Raw genomic sequence first — 17678 nt, forward strand, 5'->3', positions numbered from 1 at the left:
CGCAACTTCTTCACTTGCCGCTGGTTGAGGTTCTTCAGCAACTTCATTTAATAGCGCATCGATATCGTCTGGATCGGCAACTTCTTCACTTGCCGCTGGCTGAGTTTCTTCAGCAACTTCATTTAATAACGCATCGATATCGTCTGGATCCGCAACTTCTTCACTTGCCGCTGGTTGAGGTTCTTCAGCAACTTCATTTATTAGCGCATCGATATCGTCTGGGTCGGCAACTTCTTCATTTGCCGCTGGTTGAGGTTCTTCAGCAACTTCATTTAGTAGTGCATCGATATCATCTGGATCGGCAACTTCTTCACTTGCCGCTGGTTGAGTTTCTTCAGCAACTTCATTTAATAGCGCATCGATATCGTCTGGATCGGCAACTTCTTCACTTGCCTCTGGTTGAACTCGTCCTTCAACAACATCGTCAACCTCGTTGAGCAATGCATCAATATCATCATCACTGTTTGTTGGAGTTTCTTCTGGCGTTGAGTCTGTCTCGATACCACTTAATAAATCGTCCAACATATCTTGACCAAGCTCACCACCATCTAATGGTTCACCTTCATCATCTGCTGTTTGATCAAGTATGTCGTCAAGATCATCGTCTGCTAATTGTGTGTTATCGTCTAGTGGCTCATCACCTAAATCATCTAAGGAGATGTCTTCAAGATCGTCTAGATCGTCATCCAAATGAATAACATCGTCATCAAGTAATTCATCATCAAGATCGTCAAGGTCATCAGAGAACAATTCGTCACCGCCAAGTTCTGAATCATCTAATTCACTTAAATCGTCATCTTCGGTTAGATCAATTGCCAACTCATCATCTAACGATAACTCGCCGTCTAGTGAAAGATCATCTGTAGGCGTTTCAGGAACAGCTACTTCCGGTGTTTGCTCAGCTACAGGTGCTTTTTCCTCTGGCTCTGTCGCTGGTTCTGATTTCTTGCGTCGCATTAAAAAGAACGCGATTAAACCAACAAGCAATGATGCTGGGACGACGGAAACGAGTATGGTAAACCATAGGCTTGAAGTAAAACTGTTTGCCTCTAATGCTGCTTTTTCCTTTTCAAGCAAAAGCTCTTGCTCACGCGCGTTTTCTTTGTCGAGTAACTCTTGTAATGTTTTTTTGATATCACTATCAGATTGCGCGTTAGTTTCTTCAACATTCGCAACATCTTGTTGCATATTGTTAAGCTGTTCATCTAGTTTCGTTAAACGATTTTTCAGGTTTTCATTTTCTTGCAAAATCGCCTGTAAACCATCAATGGAATCTAAGACATCATTTTGAATCGTCTCTAATCGTTGTTCTTGATTCTTGCCAATATCTTCTAACTGTTGATTTATTTCAGTTTTGGCTTGCTCTAAATCCTTCTTTTGGACAACATTTGCCGGTACCGATTTGTTAGCAGCAACTTTCGGTTTACTCTTAACTTTCTTTTCCCAAATCGTATCATCACTATCTGATTTTGCTTGGGCTTGGACAGGATCAATAGCGGCTATTTCGTCATAGCTCGGCACCTTTAAATACTGGCCATTAACTAAATGATTTAAATTATTTTCTTTGAAAGCCTGAGGGTTCTTTAGATAAAGCGCTTGCATAACTTGATACACGGAAAATCGTGGATCTGGACGAACCATAAGGGCAACTTTCCATAATGTATCAGCATTCGTAATGGGACCATATTGCTTAATTGGAGAGGTATCTGTAGATTTTGGACCACGTATCTGAACCCCTGCTTCTTGCGATGCAACTGTGAAAGTTCCAAACGTGAATAAGCTGGCCATTAGCAGCAGCAATAAACGCAAACTAAATGTACGATGCATTAAGGCTTTCCTAACTCTTATTATATTCGCCAAATAATTGGCTTTATTGGTAAAATTTTAAACTAGCTGAAAATAAAGCAAAGCTTATACCACTTTGGAAACAACTATATCTAAAAAAAAGAAACCTGTTAAGCACAGCCTAACAGGTTTCTTGTTGTTTCTCACCGTCTTTTATGACGGCAAGCAAGCCTTAATTGTCGAATTTACTTATGATAAATACTCACGAATAAGTAGTTCGGCAATCTGAATACTGTTAGTTGCTGCACCCTTTCTAACGTTATCGGCAACAATCCACATATTTAAACCATTATTATGACTAATATCTTCACGGATACGTCCAACAAAGGTGTCATCGTTACCACTTGCTTCACCAATTTGTGTAGGGAAGTCTTCATCGTTTTCACAAACTACAAGGCCAGGAGCCTGTTTTAATAGCTCTTTTACTTCTTCAGCACTGATTGGCGAGCTTGTTTCTAAATGAATCGCTTCACCATGGCCAAAAAATACAGGAACACGAACTGCAGTTGGGTTTACAAGTACATTTTCGTCACCCAAAATTTTCTTCGTTTCCCAGACCATTTTCATTTCTTCTTTGGTGTAACCATTATCTAGGAATACATCAATTTGAGGGATTACATTAAATGCGATCTGACGAGAAAATGCTTTTGGTTCAATTGGCTTACCCGACAACAAATCAGCACATTGCTTGGCTAATTCATCCATGGCAGCTTTACCTGCACCCGACACCGACTGGTAAGTCGATACATTAACGCGCTCAATACCAACGGCATCATAAATCGGCTTCAAAGCGACCATCATTTGAATCGTTGAGCAATTCGGGTTGGCAATAATATTGCGATTACGGTACTCAGCTAATGCGTGAGGATTAACTTCTGGCACAACTAATGGGATGTCTGGGTCATAACGAAACTCAGATGTATTATCAATAACGATACAACCAGCGTCACCAGCTAATGGTGCGTATTGTTTCGACGTAGCTCCGCCCGCTGAAAAGAAACCTATTTGTGCAAGACTCCAGTCAAAGTTATCTGCATCAAGTACTTCAATGCTTTCACCATTGAACTCGATGAATTCACCAGCTGAGCGCGCACTTGCTAACGGATAGAGTTTATTAATCGGAAAATCACGTTGCTCTAGTATTTCAATAATCGTTTTACCAACTAAGCCTGTAGCCCCTAATACACAGACATCAAATTTTTGTGCCATTTATTCTTCCTCTTCTTGCACGTTCTGACTAAACCCGAGACGATACAGCGAATCATACTCGGAATTAATTGGCGTAGTTAATGACAATGATGAAAACTCCCTGCGAGCGGGGTAAGTTTTTCTAATATGATCAAAACCACGCGAATGAATTTGGTGACGGAAAATTGCATCATCACGCCTGACATCGTAAACCATTTTTACCACAGGGTTTAGCAAAATTTCACTCATTGGCTGATTTATTTTTACACACCCAAACATTGGCTCTGGCAAAAAAGTATTTAGTGTCTTTGAGCATGCTTTTCCAACATGTTGACATAATGCCTGATACAACATTTCACTGCCACGAGCTTTTCCTTCTAAGCTATAACCAGCAATATGTGCCGTCGCAATATCAGCGTAACCAATCAAATCGTGAAGAATATGAGGCTCATTTTCCCAAACATCGAGTACTAATTGGAATTTTGCACCGGCTTTCTTAATAGCAAGCAAGGCTTCGTTATCAATAACTTCGCCTCGACAAGCATTAATCAATATCTGGTTATCACGCAGGTTTTCTAACCGTAATTTATCGAGTAAGTGATAGGTTGCATGCTCACCCGTCATCGTTTTTGGCACATGCAGAGAAATCACATCACAATCTAATACTTCTTCAAGGCTGTGGAATGTGCGCGTATCACCATTATGTTCTAGTATCGGATCACATAACTTATAGTTGATACCAAGTGCTGATAATTTTTCACTAAGTCGACTGCCCGTGTTACCTGCGCCAATGATGCCGACTGTTTTATCAAATATTGAAAACTGACCCTTTTCAGACAAAACGATAAGAGAGCTGATAACATATTCAGCAACAGAAATAGCGTTACAGCCTGGCGCTGAGGTAAAGTAAATACCTCTGCTTGCAAGGTAGTCTTTATCAATATGGTCAAATCCTATCGTTGCTGAGCCAACAAAACTGAGCTTTTTATTGTGTTTTAACAGTTCATGGTTCACCTGCGTAATGGATCTCACCAATAAAACATCTGCATCGGCAACTACATCTGCAGTGACATCTCTGCCAGCAAAAGGAACAACTTCACCAAACTCTTCGAAAAACTCGCGAGCAAATGGCATATTTTCATCAAAATAAATTTTCAAACTGAGCTCTTAGACAAAAAAATAGGGTCAACGTAAATTTTACGCTGACCCTATCTCATTTTAAAAGAAATATTACTGATTTATGTTTATCAGTTATTTGTATTTTTGCATTACTAACGTTGAGTTAGTGCCACCAAAACCAAAGCTATTTGACATTACTGTGTTTAATTCAGCTTCACGTGGCGCTGTAACAATGTCCAAGCCTTGTGCTTGCTCATCCAGCGTATCAACGTTAATTGACGGTGCAATAAAGTTATTTTCCATCATCAAGATAGAGTAAATAGCTTCATGAACACCAGCAGCACCTAGTGCATGGCCTGACATAGCTTTAGTTGCACTAATCGCTGGAGAGTTGCCACCAAACACCTCTTGGATAGCGCCAAGTTCTTTAACGTCGCCTACTGGCGTTGAAGTACCGTGAGTGTTTAAGTAATCAATAGGAGCATCTACATCTTGCATTGCAAGCTTCATACAACGTACAGCGCCTTCACCAGATGGCGCTACCATGTCATAACCGTCAGACGTCGCACCGTAACCAACGATTTCAGCGTAAATGTGAGCACCACGCGCTAGTGCGTGTTCAAGTTCTTCAACAACAACCATACCGCCACCGCCAGAGATAACAAAACCATCACGGTCCGCATCATAAGTACGCGAGGCTTTTGCTGGAGTCTCATTGTATTTTGTTGATAAAGCACCCATGCCATCAAACATCATAGCTAATGACCAATCAACTTCTTCACCACCACCAGCGAAAACAACATCTTGTTTGCCTAGTTGGATTAACTCTGCAGCGTGACCAATACAGTGAGCACTTGTTGCACATGCCGAGCTAATAGAATAGTTAACACCTAAAATTTTAAAAGGTGTCGCTAAACAAGCAGAAATTGTGCTCGACATTGTTTTTGGTACAGCGTATGGACCAACACGTTTAACACCCTTCTCACGCAACGTATCAGCGGAAGCAATAACATTTGCTGATGATGCACCACCAGAACCAGCAACAATACCTGTACGAATGTTTGATACCTGCTCTGGCGATAATTTCGAATCTTTAATCGCTTGTTCCATTGCGATGTATGCGTAACCAGAAGCGTCACCCATAAAACGCATCGCTTTGCGATCAATATGATCTTTTAATTCAATATCAGGCTTGCCCCATACTTGGCTACGAAGACCTTTTTCTTCAAAACTCTCTGAGCGAGAAATACCTGAGCGACCTTCTTTCAAAGACGCTAATACTTCTTCGGTATCATTACCTAAACTTGAAACAATACCTAAACCTGTTATAACGACACGTTTCATTTATCTTGACCATCTAATTATTAAAATCGGCGATATGATAGCGAATTTCGCATAAAAACTGGTCTATCCAGTGTACACTTGTACACTGAATAACCAATTTAATCACCATGAAAATGTGAATTGGTAAAATAACATACTTTTTTACCAATAACTTACCCACTTAAAATTTTTCAAATGATTTTGACATGAAATTTTTTCATTAAGAATAATTTGTCGCCGTCACACGCAATTTATTGATGAGTGAGGTACAATTATCGCCATTAAAAACTCCAATGCCATGATCGCATGACAAAAAACCAAAACGTTAATCTAGACAATTCAGATCAACTTTCTGCCAACAAGCGCGTTATATTTCAAGAAGATGGATCTCCATTTTCACAACATTTCGATGACATCTACTTTGATACTCAAGCGGGCTATGGCCAGAGCGAAGACGTATTTGTCAAAGGCAACAATATTAGCGAAAGACTTGATCTAAACCTAGAGCCACTCGTTATAGGGGAAACTGGCTTCGGCACAGGGCTTAATTTTTTTATTACGTTGGCATATTACGAAAAAGCATTAGAGAAACATAAAGAAAAATTACTGCCACTGACGTTTATTAGCGTTGAAAAGTACCCGCTTAGCGGACAACAAATAAAACAATCGTTAGCTCAATGGACTGAATTTGATAGCTATGTAGAGGAATTTTGTCACCAATATAATGAGGTGGACTTTAGTGTACCTCTTGTAAAGCTGAGCTTTTTAAACGGACAAGTAACATTGATACTGGTATTCAATGATGCAAGTGACGGGTTAAGTACTCTTACGATAGCTAAAGGTAATGAAAATCAAAAGTTAATTGCACATATCCCTGCCATAAACGCATGGTATCTAGACGGGTTTTCACCTGCCAAAAACCCAGAAATGTGGAGCCCAAGGTTATTCAACCAACTAGCTCGTCTTTCCAAAGATGATGCAACTTTAGCCACCTTTACTGTCGCTGGTTTCGTTAAACGAGGCTTAGTGGCGGAAGGATTTAGATTACAAAAGAAAGCCACAACGGGAAGAAAAAACAAAAGTCTGGTAGCTAAATTTCAGCAGCCTCCTACCAAGGGAAAAGGCTATTTACTTAGACCTAAAAATGTCAAACCAACACGTGTGGCTATTATAGGTTCAGGCATCGCAGCAGCTTGTGTTGCATATAAACTCGTTCAGGAAAACGTCAAAGTCACGCTCTATTGCCAAGATGAAGAGCTGGCTAACGGAGGTTCAAGCAATGCGATAGGTGCAGTCTATCCATTACTTCACCAAGACAGAGATGATATTAGCGATTTCTATCATAAAGCATTTGTGACAGCGTTAGATTTTTATCATGAAATAATTAAACAAGGTGTCAGCTTTTCACACGACTGGTGTGGTGTACTTGACTTAGCATTTAAACCTGCGCTGGTAAAACGCCTAGATAAATTTGACGAAATAAACGCCTGGCCAAGCGATATTATCCATACCGTTAGCGCACAAGAAGCAAGTAAATTAGCAAGCATGCCATTGACACATGGAGGCTTGTTTATGCCACGCGCCGGATGGGTAGCACCACAAGAGTTAGTGAGGGCATTGTTTAATAAAGCACAAAGTACCGGCTACTTAAAAATAAAAACGTCATGCCAAATCACTGAACTTGAGCCGTCTAACGATGGCCATTGGTATTTGCACCATGAAAAAAAGATTGATAAAGCAACAACGGTTATCATGTGTGGAGGAGCTCAAACACCACTCATTGCGCCGTTTGATGAATTACCGGTCTACCCTGTGCGCGGCCAAGTATCATCAATGAAAACAAACCCAGAAATAGAGAAGCTCAACACGGTTATCTGTCACAAAGGCTACTTAACGCCACAGAACCAAGGACTTCATTGTATCGGCGCTACCTTCGACAAAGACGACTCAGATACATCTACGCGAGCACAAGATGATGAATACAATATGGCGATGTATCATCAATCGCTCGAACAATTTCCTAAATGGCAAAGTCAGGACATTGCGCGCTCGAAAGCAAGACTTCGTTGCATGTCTCCTGACCATATGCCTATGGCTGGCCCAATGCCAAAAACACAAGCGTATTACTCTTTATACCAACACCTTGAAAAGGACAAAAACTGGAAGGTAGATACGCCTGCGCCATACCATGAAAACCTCTACGTGCTCTCAGGGTTGGGCGCTCGTGGTTTGTGTTCTGCGCCACTTATGGCAGACATCATCACTGCAGATATTTGTGGAACACCCTACCCTGTAAATAGCAAAATGCTATATAACCTAGCGCCTAATCGCTTTATTTTAAAAGACATTATTAAAGGCAAATTCAAATCGAATAAAAAGTAATAAAAAAGGTTGGTAAATTTACCAACCTTTTTTATTACTTAAACATCTCTTGTAGTGATATCCAATAATTATTAACTATGGTTTGATCTTGAGGAGTAAGCTCAGTTTTATTTTCTGCAAGTGCTTTAGTAACTCGCTCAGCTAGTGCCTTTGAAGGTGTTTGCTGCTCATCACCAAAGTTGACAGCTTCTAACGCTATAAAGCCTTTGATGTAACTCGACGCAAACAAGATGTCTGCATCGGCATCGTTAAAAACAAGCTCATCAAAATGTTGGTACAACTCTGCAAGGGTATTCATAAATATACTTCTCTTTGATTATTCAGGGCTTGCTACTGGATATAGCACTTGATCATTGTACCCTGTGGTAATTTTCATTAGCCCGCTTAATTCTTGGTCTAAAGTCTGATCACCCGTATCGGCAATCAATGGTCTTTGCTCAAGCGCTGCTAGCTTTGTTTTGGTCGCGATGACAATAATATTTTCTTTGCCAATTTTTCTAATGATTCTTGGACTAAGTTGTTGATTACCGCGACCAAAGATATGGCCTTGACCGCCAATCAAGGTAATCACAAGTTTTACAGGTTGCTCACCATCTTGATCATCATAATTTTCGAGCACTTGCCATAACTGAGGTTCAGTTATATCACTGGCGATTAGCGCTTGTTCTTGCACTAAATCTACGCCAAGCAGCGTGTTATCTAAGCCTAGCTCTTCCATTAGGAAAGCGGTGGTAGAGCCAGAGCCGATAACATATAGCTGCTCTTCCATTTGATTTATAACGTCAGCAGCAATATCTTGGAGTACCAATTCATCGGACTCTTTTCCGCCAGATTTAACCGCTTGGACGTAGCGCAACTCACACGGCACGCTCATTTCACCATAACGTTTAGCCTTTACAACACCTTCACGAAATAGACTCTCGTCAATGTCCATTACATCTGCATCAGTTAATGTAACCAGCTCATTTGTCACCATTTTCTCTATGACACGCCCAGCCGCTTTTGGGGTAACCGCATAAACACCTGAATGTATTTTACAACCCGCAGGGATGCCTAAGACAGGAAAACTATCACCAACCTGACTACACACATTCCTGGCTGTTCCATCACCACCGGCAAAGAGTAAAATATCGATACCCTCATCAATTAGAGATTGTACTGCACTTTCCGTATCTTGAGCCGTAGTCACGCAGTCTGCTGACTTATAAACGACCTTGGTGTCAAACCCTAGTATTTTAGCTGTGCTTTCGCCCATCTCTTCGTTAGCGGTAAATACAGTAATTTTATCTAGATATGGCGATAATACTGATAAAGCTTGCTTTGCTCGATCATTTGATTTTGCCGTTGCGCCAAGTGCCATTGCCTGCGCAGCAATACCATCGCCATCGCTACCTTTTAGTGCCACACTGCCGCCTATTCCAGCAATAGGATTAACTAAAAAGCCTAATTTAAACTTCTGCATTATCTACCTCTAGGTCTTTTGTCATTTGCATGTGCACTAATTTATCCTGCTCAAACGGTGTCAGGAACTGTTCAAGTGTTAATGGCAGTTTGGTTTGGTAAAAACTCGCCAAAGCCTGAATAAACATCTCACCTCGCTCAGGGAAGCCATTCGCTAAGAAACTTTTGACTTGTTCAAATACCTTTAGCTTGAAGGCATTGGCATTCGGTTCAACATCACCGTTGAGGTTATCGACAGACACGTTGAACGATTTTTGGGCTGCAATACAAAACGCCCATTCAAGTGCCTGTGGCTTGATCTCGACCGATTCAAATAGGGCCTGCTGTGCTTGCGTGCGACCATCAGGCTCATACCAATACCCAAAGTCCACTTGTTTTCGTCGCGCTTCACCAGCAATACACCAATGAGAAATCTCATGCAAACCACTGGCAAAATAACCATGAGCAAAAACCACTTGGTTGTATGGGCAGTCAGTGCTTTCAGGTAAATAAATCGGTTCATCATCCCCTTTAATCAAACGAGTATTAAAACTTGAGAAAAAAATTTGATCAAATATCTTAATTAAATCCTGATATTGATGCATATGATGATTACGAGTGTTGAAAATTTGGCGCTATATTAACGAAAAACGGCGATGGTTGCATCGCCGATTTAATATTTATTTGCGCTTTAACTAACTTTATTCGTCTTTACTTTCGGGTAACGATTTAACTGATGACTTAATAATTAAGTACCCTAAAATACCCGAAATCAAAGAGCCAATAATTATCCCTAATCTATCTTGGAAAATAAGATTATCGCCCGTTTGTTCAAAGGCTAGCGATCCGATAAATAAACTCATCGTAAAACCAACGCCACACAGCAGTGAGGAGCCATACAACAAACGCCAGTTCATAGCGTCAGGTAATTTGGCAAACCCTAATTTAATCATTACCCAGCAAAAGCCAAATACGCCAATTTGTTTACCTACAAATAAACCTAAAATGATGCCAAGTGGCACTGGTGACAATACGGCATCAAGGCCAACACCCGATAAATTAATACCTGCATTGGCAAAAGCAAAGATTGGCAAGATAATGAAAGCGACCATTTCATGTAAATTGTGTTCAAGTGACTTTAACGGTGAGGGTTCATCTTGCTTACCATTAATCGGAATAAATAGAGCAAGAGCAACACCAGCTAACGTTGCATGCACACCTGACTTCAACACGGCAACCCAAAGCACCACGCCAAAGAACAAGTAAGGAGAAGTACTTGTCACCCCTCGTTTGTTCATACCAAATAAAATAACTAAGACGACTGCCGCAATGACAAGCGAAGTGATAGATAACTGTTCTGTATAAAACAGCGCGATAACGATAATCGCTCCTAAATCATCAAAAATAGCAAGTGATGTCAAAAATACTTTTAACTGAAGAGGTACGCGCGAGCCTATGATAGATAAAATACCTAACGCAAAGGCAATATCTGTGGCGGTTGGTATAGCCCAGCCATTAATCGCTTGTGGGTCTTGGTAGTTTAGTAATGCATAAATAGACGCTGGCACAACCATACCACCGACAGCACCAATTGCTGGTAACGTAATTTGACCAGGTTGTGATAAGTCGCCTTCTAAAAACTCTCGTTTAAGCTCTAGTCCTACTAGCAAGAAAAACATTGCCATCAAGCCGTCATTTATCCATAGCAGCAATGGTTTAGCGATTTCAAAATTACCAACTGCTACTTTTACAGGAACATCTAGTAAAAGATCGTAATAGATGTTGAGCGGTGAATTAGCAATAATCATCGCTAACACAGCAGCAAACATTAATAAAATACCACTGGCTGCTTCCAGCTTTAAAAATGACTGTAAGGTTTTTAATGCCATTTGATCCTTCCGTTGTTAATTATTATTGTCAAACATATTCAAGACATAATATGTCATTCTATCGTGAATTATCTGTTAAATATAGTGCTTGGACTCGAATTAATACAAAATATAAATCGGAAAAGTTCACATTTAGCGAAAATAATTCATCTATTTATGGTTAGATAGTCGTATAAAGGTTATTATCAAAGCCTAACATGGAGAAATAACAAGAATATGAAAAAGTTAGACGATATTGATTTACGCATTTTAACCATTCTTTTTGCCGATGCAGACATTACTAACAAAGAGCTAGCGGCTCAAATAGGCATTGCACCATCAACATGTTTAGAGCGTGTTAAACGCATGAAACAAAGTGGTGTGATAAAAAATGCTTTCGTCGACATCAACTTCAAAACCTTGGGTGGCAATATTGAAGCCATTGCAGCGATCAGACTACAGCCATATTCAGAGCAAATCGTTAATCAACTACGAGATGACTTGCTAAAACTTCCTGAAATAGTAAGTTTGTATCATATGGGCGGGAGTTACGATTATTTTATCCATATGTCAGTTAAAGATTCAGAGCATTTGCGTCGTTTTGTCTTCGAAGCCATTACTTCACGTGATGAAGTGCAGACTGTAGAAACATCACTCGTATTCGAACATAGTCGAAGTGGTGTGTTACCTAACTTTAGTGAAGAATGAACAGCAAGTTTAGTAAATGAAAAGCGCCTATTAGGCGCTTTTTTGTATCTACTTTTTCTCGAAGGTAATTGCTGTCGCCCAGCGGTTTTTAAAGCCCGGCCAAGGTTCATTTAGCTTACCATCAGCGCCTTTAATTTGTACGGCGTTTGTTCTTTTTGGTAACAATGCACATGCGCTAGATTCTTCTTTTACGTAACAATCTAAAAATGTTAAGGAGAAATGTTCATTCATTCTCGTAAGCTGTTCATTGTTCCATGCTGGCTCAAAATAGTGGCCTAAGTCGGCTTCATTTTCGTAAGCGACTTGAGGCGCAGGATGTGGTGCAATATTATGTCGCGCCCCTTGATACGTGAGTAAATAGTTCTCAACAGACGAGGTTTGCTCCCAGAGCTTTTTAACGCCGTGTTCATAACCTGAGATGTCATCATGATCGCCAGAAACGTATAAGGTTGGTATGCGAATTTGGCTAACATCATGCGCATTGATTTCCTGACCCCAAGGAGCAAAAGCAATCATCGCCTTCCAGCGTTCATCCATTTTGGTCAAACCGCCGTTACAAAAGTTAAATACAGGGAGTAATGCATTAGCTGCTTGTTCTGGAAAGCCTAAGCGTTGAAGCCCTTCACTAGACACTTGATAACAGCCACCAACCGTATTAATTGCGCCATAGCCCCCCATTGAATAACCGATAACGCTCGACTTGTTAGCATCGACATTTTTACCAAGAAAGCTTTTCGATGAGGCAAAATAATCTAAAACAAACTGCTGGTCTTTCGAACGATTGATTAAAGTACTTACAAAACCACTTGTCGGAGAATTAACAAAATCAATTTCTCCGGTCGTAGAATCAGTATGATCGATACCAACAACAACATACCCATGACTGGCTAAGTGCTCACCGAGATAAAACATAATTGTGCGATCACCAGTATAACCATGAGATAAAACAACTAATGGGTTACCCTGCTCGACATTTGCTGGAGTAGCATCGCGATACGCTTCACCTTGCAACAAAAAAGGTTTATGAAGACGAGTAACTCCGGCATAACTAGCCAGTTGATCGTTATTATTCACTTTCGCCGGATACCACACTTCCAACGTCAGCTCTCGAGTACTAAGCGATTTAAAGTCTTTTAAATTCAAGCTCTGATCATTGCTAACTTTAATGGTTTTAACACCAACAGGCATATCACCCCAAATGGCATTCTCTGGCATAACTGAAGATTGTGAAGTAAATAATTGTTCTGGTACTAAAACACTTTCTGGGTTCGCATTTACGGTCATAGACGTTAATGACATCGCCAGTAAAGCAGGCTTAATGATTATTCTCATAGTTTGTTAACTTATTATCTTGTTATTATTTGTATGATTAATAATAACAATAAGTTTTCAAATGGCAATCAGATCACTGAACAAAAAAAAGCCCCGCTTATGCGGGGCTTTAATATTTAGAAACTGCCAATAAAGTTCAATATGAAAAATTATGACTTGAGGTCGTCAAAGAATTTTTTGACACCGTCGAAAAAGCCTGTTTCACGAGGGCTGTGCTTAGCAGTGCTCTTACCCATTTTCTCGTCTAATTGACGCAATAGGTCAGCTTGGTCGCCTGATAAGTTAACAGGAGTCTCAACCACAACTTTACACATTAAGTCACCTGTTGAGCTTGAGCGTACAGACTTAACTCCTTTACCACGTAAACGGAACATTTTACCCGTTTGTGTTTCTTTAGGAATTTTAAGTTTAACCTTACCGCCTAAAGTCGGTACTTCAATCTCGCCACCTAATGCTGCTGTAGTAAAACTAATTGGCACTTCACAGTACAAGTGATTTTCATCGCGTACGAAAATTGGGTGCTCTTTAACATTTACTTGAACGTACAAGTCACCTGCTGGTGCGCCGTGTTCACCTGCTTCACCTTCACCTGTTAAACGAATTCTGTCACCAGTATCAACACCAGCCGGGATTTTCGCATTAAGAGTTTTAGTTTTCTGAACACGCCCTTCGCCGTGACATGAGTTACACGGGTCCGAAATAACCTTACCTTTACCATTACATGTAGGACAGGTTTGTTGAACAGCAAACAAGCCTTGACGCATTTGCACCTGGCCATGACCATGACATGTAGGACATGTTTTAGCTGAGGTACCTTTCTTAGCACCTGTGCCGTCACACGGTTCACAAGCTACGTATGTTGGTACTTTAATTTCAACCGACTTACCTTTTACAGCGTCTTCTAAGCTCATTTCTAAGTTGTAACGCAAGTCGCTACCACGACGGGCACGTGAGCCACCGCCGCCGCCACGACGACCACCACCAAAGATGTCACCGAATACGTCACCGAAAATATCACCGAAATCTTGACCGCCACCGAAGCCGCCGCCACCCATACCGCCTTGTTCAAAGGCAGCGTGGCCGTATTGGTCATAAGCGGCGCGCTTTTGCTCATCGCCTAAGACTTCATAAGCTTCTTTTACTTGCTTGAACGTTTCTTCTTTCTCTTTATCACCTTGAGTACGATCAGGGTGATACTTCATCGCTAAACGCTTATAAGCTTTTTTAATTTCACGGTCTGAAGCACCTTTTTGTACTCCAAGCGTTTCGTAATAATCACGTTTTGACATAGATATTTCTTACTTCACTTAAAAATGATGGATATCAATTTGGTTAAATATTTACGCTAAATAGCTAAACAAATTAAATCGATTCTTTATATCGTTTGACATAATAAAGCGCCGAAACCGACGCTTTATCAAAATTCCTGTATCTAAAGCTTTATGCACAAGGGCTTAAAACTTTAAGCTAGAGGGCTATAGTTCAAGGCGAAGGCGCGGAGCGTGGTTTACCACGTGAGCACCTTCAACGCTGAAATTTAACTCTCTAGCGATAAGGTTTAAGTTCGACTTATTTGTCGTCCTTTACTTCTTCAAATTCTGCGTCAACAACATCGTCGCCAGCAGGAGCTGCATCAGCTTCAGGAGCTGCACCTTCAGGAGCTGCACCACCTTGCGCTTGTGCTTTAGCTTGAGCAATTTCCATTAACTTAGCAGATGCTTCAATTAATGCTTGTTGCTTAGCGTCGATAGCGTCTTTGTCGTCACCTTTAATCGCTTCTTCTAATTCAGCAATTGCAGCTTCGATTTTCTCTTTGTCTTCAGCTGGTAAATCGTCACCTGCTTCAGTGATTTGAGTCTTAGTTGCGTGAACCATGCCATCAGCTTGGTTACGTGCAGTAACTAACTCTTCGAACTTAGCATCAGCATCAGCATTCGCTTCTGCGTCACGTACCATTTGCTCTACTTCATCATCTGATAAGCCTGAAGATGCTTTAATTGTGATCTTCTGCTCTTTACCAGTGTTCTTGTCTTTCGCAGACACGTGTAAGATACCATCAGCATCGATATCGAATGTTACTTCGATTTGTGGCATGCCACGTGGCGCTGGATCAATACCTTCTAAGTTGAACTGACCTAACGACTTGTTCGCCGCTGCTTGCTTACGCTCACCTTGGATAACGTGAACCGTTACTGCAGCTTGGTTATCTTCAGCTGTTGAGAACGTTTGTGATTGCTTAGTTGGAATCGTCGTGTTCTTCTCGATAACTTTAGTCATTACGCCACCCATTGTCTCAATACCTAGAGATAATGGCGTTACGTCTAATAATAATACGTCTGTTACGTCACCAGATAATACACCTGCTTGTACAGCGGCACCTGAAGCAACAGCTTCATCTGGGTTTACGTCTTTACGTGGCTCTTTACCGAAGAAGTCAGTCACTACTTGCTGAACTAATGGCATACGTGTTTGACCACCAACTAAGATAACGTCTGTTACGTCTGAAGTTGATAAGTCAGCATCAGCTAGTGCAGTTTTTAACGGCTCTAATGTTGCTTTAACCATGTCTTCAACTAGTGCTTCTAATTTCGCACGAGTCACTTTGATGTTCATGTGCTTTGGACCAGTCGCATCAGCAGTTACGTATGGTAAGTTAACATCTGTTTGTTGTGCAGAAGATAACTCACATTTTGCTTTCTCAGCAGCTTCTTTAACACGTTGCATTGCAAGTGGGTCGTTTTTAAGGTCAAGACCTTGTTCTTTCTTGAACTCATCTACTAAGTAGTTGATTAAGCGGTTGTCAAAGTCTTCACCACCTAAGTGCGTGTCACCGTTTGTCGCTAATACTTCAAACGTGTGCTCGCCGTCCATCTCATCAATTTCGATGATTGAAATATCGAACGTACCACCACCTAAATCATATACAGCAACAACTTTGTCGCCTTTTTGCTTGTCCATACCGTATGCTAATGCAGCAGCAGTTGGCTCATTGATGATACGCTTAACTTCTAAACCAGCGATACGGCCAGCATCTTTTGTTGCTTGACGTTGTGAGTCATTGAAGTATGCAGGAACAGTGATTACCGCTTCAGTTACTTCTTCACCTAAGAAGTCTTCTGCAGTTTTCTTCATCTTCTTCAATACTTCAGCAGAAACCTGTGGTGGCGCCATTTTTTCGCCTTTAGCTTCTACCCATGCATCGCCGTTGTCTGCCTTAGCAATACCAAATGGCATGATGTCGATATCACGTTGAACTTCTTTATCTTCGAAACGACGACCAATTAAACGCTTAATTGCGAATAATGTATTTTTTGGGTTTGTCACCGCTTGGCGTTTTGCCGGCTGACCTACTAATGTTTCGCCTTCTTCTGTGTAAGCGATAATTGAAGGAGTTGTACGGTCGCCTTCTGCGTTTTCAATTACACGTACGTTGTCGCCGTCTAAAACAGCAACACAAGAGTTAGTTGTCCCTAGGTCAATACCAATAATTTTGCCCATCTTGAGGATCTCCGAATTTCTTTAAAAAAGTTAAATTGCTTAGTTGATTTAGTAAGTGGGGATTGGCCAAATGCTTTTCAACAATTTTTTTAAAAATTTTGTAATTTTTCGTAAATCTATTGTGCTTTTCATACCACTGTTACGTAAATTACAGGTTTGCCTTGCAATCAAGGCATTAAAAAACCGAGCGATGCTCGGCTTTTTTCAATACAATCTTATTAAGCCAGAAGACTGAATAAGTTAAGCTTGTGTATCTACAGCTGGTGCTTTAGATACCATTACCATTGCAGGACGAATTAAACGACCGTTTAATTCGTAACCTTTTTGCATTACTGCGATGACTGTATTTGGTGCTACGCCCGGTACTTCTTGCATTGACATTGCTTGATGTAATTCAGGGTTAAATGGTTGGTCTTGTGGATCAACAGCGCTGATGCCAGACTTCTCTAAAGATGACAATAAGCCTTGATAGGTAAGTTCCACACCTTCATACATTGCTTTTTGCGCTTCATCGTCTTTATCAATGCTTTGCAAGGCGCGCTCTAAGTTATCAACCGTTGTTAACATTTCACCAGCAAATTTTTCCAATGCAAATTTACGTGCTTTTTCCACGTCTTGCGCAGCTCGGCGACGAATATTATCGACTTCAGCTTTTGCTCGAATCACGCTATCTTTTTGATCTGCAACAGTGCTTTGCGCTGTCGCTAATGCTAATTCAAGCTCGTTAATTTTTTCTTGTTCAGGGCTTAATACTTCGCCTTCAACTTGACCTTCAACAGCTTGTTCTTCAACAACCTGTTCAGTTTCATTTACTACTTCTTCGTTTGCAACGTCTTGTGCTGCTTCGTTTTGCGTTGACTCGTTAGTCATGGATAACTCCAAGAAAAATATTGTTAGCGCTAATTATGGGGATCAGAATTTGGGTTTCAAGCAAGATTTTAAATTATTTTTCTCGACAAGTCTGCTTTACAAGCG

At 40.8% G+C, this 17678-nt stretch carries 14 protein-coding genes; 2 read left to right on the forward strand and 12 right to left on the reverse strand.

What is annotated here, in order from left to right:
* The 4 genes from QQK05_RS05105 to fabB all read right to left on the reverse strand — a co-directional run.
* Positions 1 to 1827: FimV/HubP family polar landmark protein (locus QQK05_RS05105; protein WP_284296459.1), on the reverse strand; the 1827-nt coding region annotated here is incomplete at its 3' end.
* A gap of 207 nt (positions 1828 to 2034) precedes the next feature.
* Entirely contained in the window at positions 2035 to 3054 is a 1020-nt protein-coding gene (locus tag QQK05_RS05110; RefSeq protein WP_284296460.1) for an aspartate-semialdehyde dehydrogenase, read from the reverse strand.
* The gene (locus QQK05_RS05115; protein WP_284296461.1) at positions 3055 to 4191 is read right to left on the reverse strand and encodes a 4-phosphoerythronate dehydrogenase; all 1137 of its coding nucleotides are present in this window, start codon (positions 4189 to 4191) and stop codon (positions 3055 to 3057) included.
* 93 nt (positions 4192 to 4284) lie between these two features.
* Positions 4285 to 5496 (reverse strand): beta-ketoacyl-ACP synthase I, encoded by a 1212-nt coding sequence (gene fabB / locus QQK05_RS05120; protein ID WP_284296463.1) that lies wholly within the window; start codon positions 5494 to 5496, stop codon positions 4285 to 4287.
* A 285-nt stretch (positions 5497 to 5781) separates the two neighbouring features.
* Here fabB and mnmC point away from each other — a divergent pair, with 285 nt between their 5' ends.
* Positions 5782 to 7857, forward strand: coding sequence for a bifunctional tRNA (5-methylaminomethyl-2-thiouridine)(34)-methyltransferase MnmD/FAD-dependent 5-carboxymethylaminomethyl-2-thiouridine(34) oxidoreductase MnmC (mnmC, locus tag QQK05_RS05125; RefSeq protein WP_284296464.1), 2076 nt, complete (start codon positions 5782 to 5784; stop codon positions 7855 to 7857).
* Between the two features lie 34 nt (positions 7858 to 7891).
* Here mnmC and QQK05_RS05130 read toward each other — a convergent pair whose 3' ends face one another.
* The 4 genes from QQK05_RS05130 to nhaA all read right to left on the reverse strand — a co-directional run bounded on the left by QQK05_RS05130 (position 7892) and on the right by nhaA (position 11186).
* Positions 7892 to 8155 (reverse strand): YfcL family protein, encoded by a 264-nt coding sequence (locus tag QQK05_RS05130; protein WP_284296466.1) that lies wholly within the window; start codon positions 8153 to 8155, stop codon positions 7892 to 7894.
* A gap of 18 nt (positions 8156 to 8173) precedes the next feature.
* On the reverse strand, positions 8174 to 9319 hold the full coding sequence (locus QQK05_RS05135) for an ATP-NAD kinase family protein (protein ID WP_284296467.1): 1146 nt from the start codon (positions 9317 to 9319) through the stop codon (positions 8174 to 8176).
* Positions 9306 to 9902, reverse strand: coding sequence for an elongation factor P hydroxylase (locus tag QQK05_RS05140; RefSeq protein ID WP_284296468.1), 597 nt, complete (start codon positions 9900 to 9902; stop codon positions 9306 to 9308). Before QQK05_RS05140 ends, QQK05_RS05135 begins: the two co-directional genes overlap by 14 nt.
* Positions 9903 to 9998: 96 nt before the next feature.
* The gene (gene nhaA / locus QQK05_RS05145; RefSeq protein WP_284296470.1) at positions 9999 to 11186 is read right to left on the reverse strand and encodes a Na+/H+ antiporter NhaA; all 1188 of its coding nucleotides are present in this window, start codon (positions 11184 to 11186) and stop codon (positions 9999 to 10001) included.
* A gap of 216 nt (positions 11187 to 11402) precedes the next feature.
* On the opposite strand from nhaA, the gene QQK05_RS05150 reads away from it, so the two are divergent.
* A complete protein-coding gene (locus QQK05_RS05150) occupies positions 11403 to 11873 on the forward strand; it encodes an Lrp/AsnC family transcriptional regulator (protein WP_284296471.1) in 471 nt (156 codons plus the stop codon).
* A gap of 48 nt (positions 11874 to 11921) precedes the next feature.
* Here QQK05_RS05150 and QQK05_RS05155 read toward each other — a convergent pair whose 3' ends face one another.
* The 4 genes from QQK05_RS05155 to grpE form a co-directional block, all read right to left on the reverse strand.
* Positions 11922 to 13205 carry an alpha/beta hydrolase family protein gene (locus QQK05_RS05155; RefSeq protein ID WP_284296472.1) on the reverse strand — a complete coding sequence of 428 codons (1284 nt, stop codon included), beginning with the start codon at positions 13203 to 13205 and terminating at the stop codon, positions 11922 to 11924.
* 149 nt (positions 13206 to 13354) lie between these two features.
* Positions 13355 to 14494, reverse strand: coding sequence for a molecular chaperone DnaJ (gene dnaJ, locus QQK05_RS05160; protein WP_284296473.1), 1140 nt, complete (start codon positions 14492 to 14494; stop codon positions 13355 to 13357).
* Between the two features lie 280 nt (positions 14495 to 14774).
* Positions 14775 to 16703, reverse strand: a complete 1929-nt coding sequence (gene dnaK / locus QQK05_RS05165; protein WP_284296474.1) for a molecular chaperone DnaK — start codon at positions 16701 to 16703, stop codon at positions 14775 to 14777.
* 240 nt (positions 16704 to 16943) lie between these two features.
* Positions 16944 to 17573, reverse strand: coding sequence for a nucleotide exchange factor GrpE (gene grpE / locus QQK05_RS05170; RefSeq protein WP_284296475.1), 630 nt, complete (start codon positions 17571 to 17573; stop codon positions 16944 to 16946).
* Positions 17574 to 17678 lie beyond the last annotated feature (105 nt).

The organism is Thalassotalea loyana (genome assembly GCF_030161435.1).
GTDB classification, from domain to species: Bacteria; Pseudomonadota; Gammaproteobacteria; order Enterobacterales; family Alteromonadaceae; genus Thalassotalea_G; species Thalassotalea_G loyana.

Excerpts from the sequence above, each read along its gene's own strand:
- QQK05_RS05110 (WP_284296460.1), bottom strand. The coding sequence starts at position 3,054 with ATGGCACAAAAATTTGATGTCTGTGTATTAGGGGCTACAGGCTTAGTT.
- fabB (WP_284296463.1), bottom strand. The coding sequence starts at position 5,496 with ATGAAACGTGTCGTTATAACAGGTTTAGGTATTGTTTCAAGTTTAGGT.
- mnmC (WP_284296464.1), top strand. The coding sequence starts at position 5,782 with ATGACAAAAAACCAAAACGTTAATCTAGACAATTCAGATCAACTTTCT.
- QQK05_RS05130 (WP_284296466.1), bottom strand. The coding sequence starts at position 8,155 with ATGAATACCCTTGCAGAGTTGTACCAACATTTTGATGAGCTTGTTTTT.
- QQK05_RS05135 (WP_284296467.1), bottom strand. The coding sequence starts at position 9,319 with ATGCAGAAGTTTAAATTAGGCTTTTTAGTTAATCCTATTGCTGGAATA.
- QQK05_RS05140 (WP_284296468.1), bottom strand. The coding sequence starts at position 9,902 with ATGCATCAATATCAGGATTTAATTAAGATATTTGATCAAATTTTTTTC.
- nhaA (WP_284296470.1), bottom strand. The coding sequence starts at position 11,186 with ATGGCATTAAAAACCTTACAGTCATTTTTAAAGCTGGAAGCAGCCAGT.
- QQK05_RS05150 (WP_284296471.1), top strand. The coding sequence starts at position 11,403 with ATGAAAAAGTTAGACGATATTGATTTACGCATTTTAACCATTCTTTTT.
- QQK05_RS05155 (WP_284296472.1), bottom strand. The coding sequence starts at position 13,205 with ATGAGAATAATCATTAAGCCTGCTTTACTGGCGATGTCATTAACGTCT.
- dnaJ (WP_284296473.1), bottom strand. The coding sequence starts at position 14,494 with ATGTCAAAACGTGATTATTACGAAACGCTTGGAGTACAAAAAGGTGCT.
- dnaK (WP_284296474.1), bottom strand. The coding sequence starts at position 16,703 with ATGGGCAAAATTATTGGTATTGACCTAGGGACAACTAACTCTTGTGTT.
- grpE (WP_284296475.1), bottom strand. The coding sequence starts at position 17,573 with ATGACTAACGAGTCAACGCAAAACGAAGCAGCACAAGACGTTGCAAAC.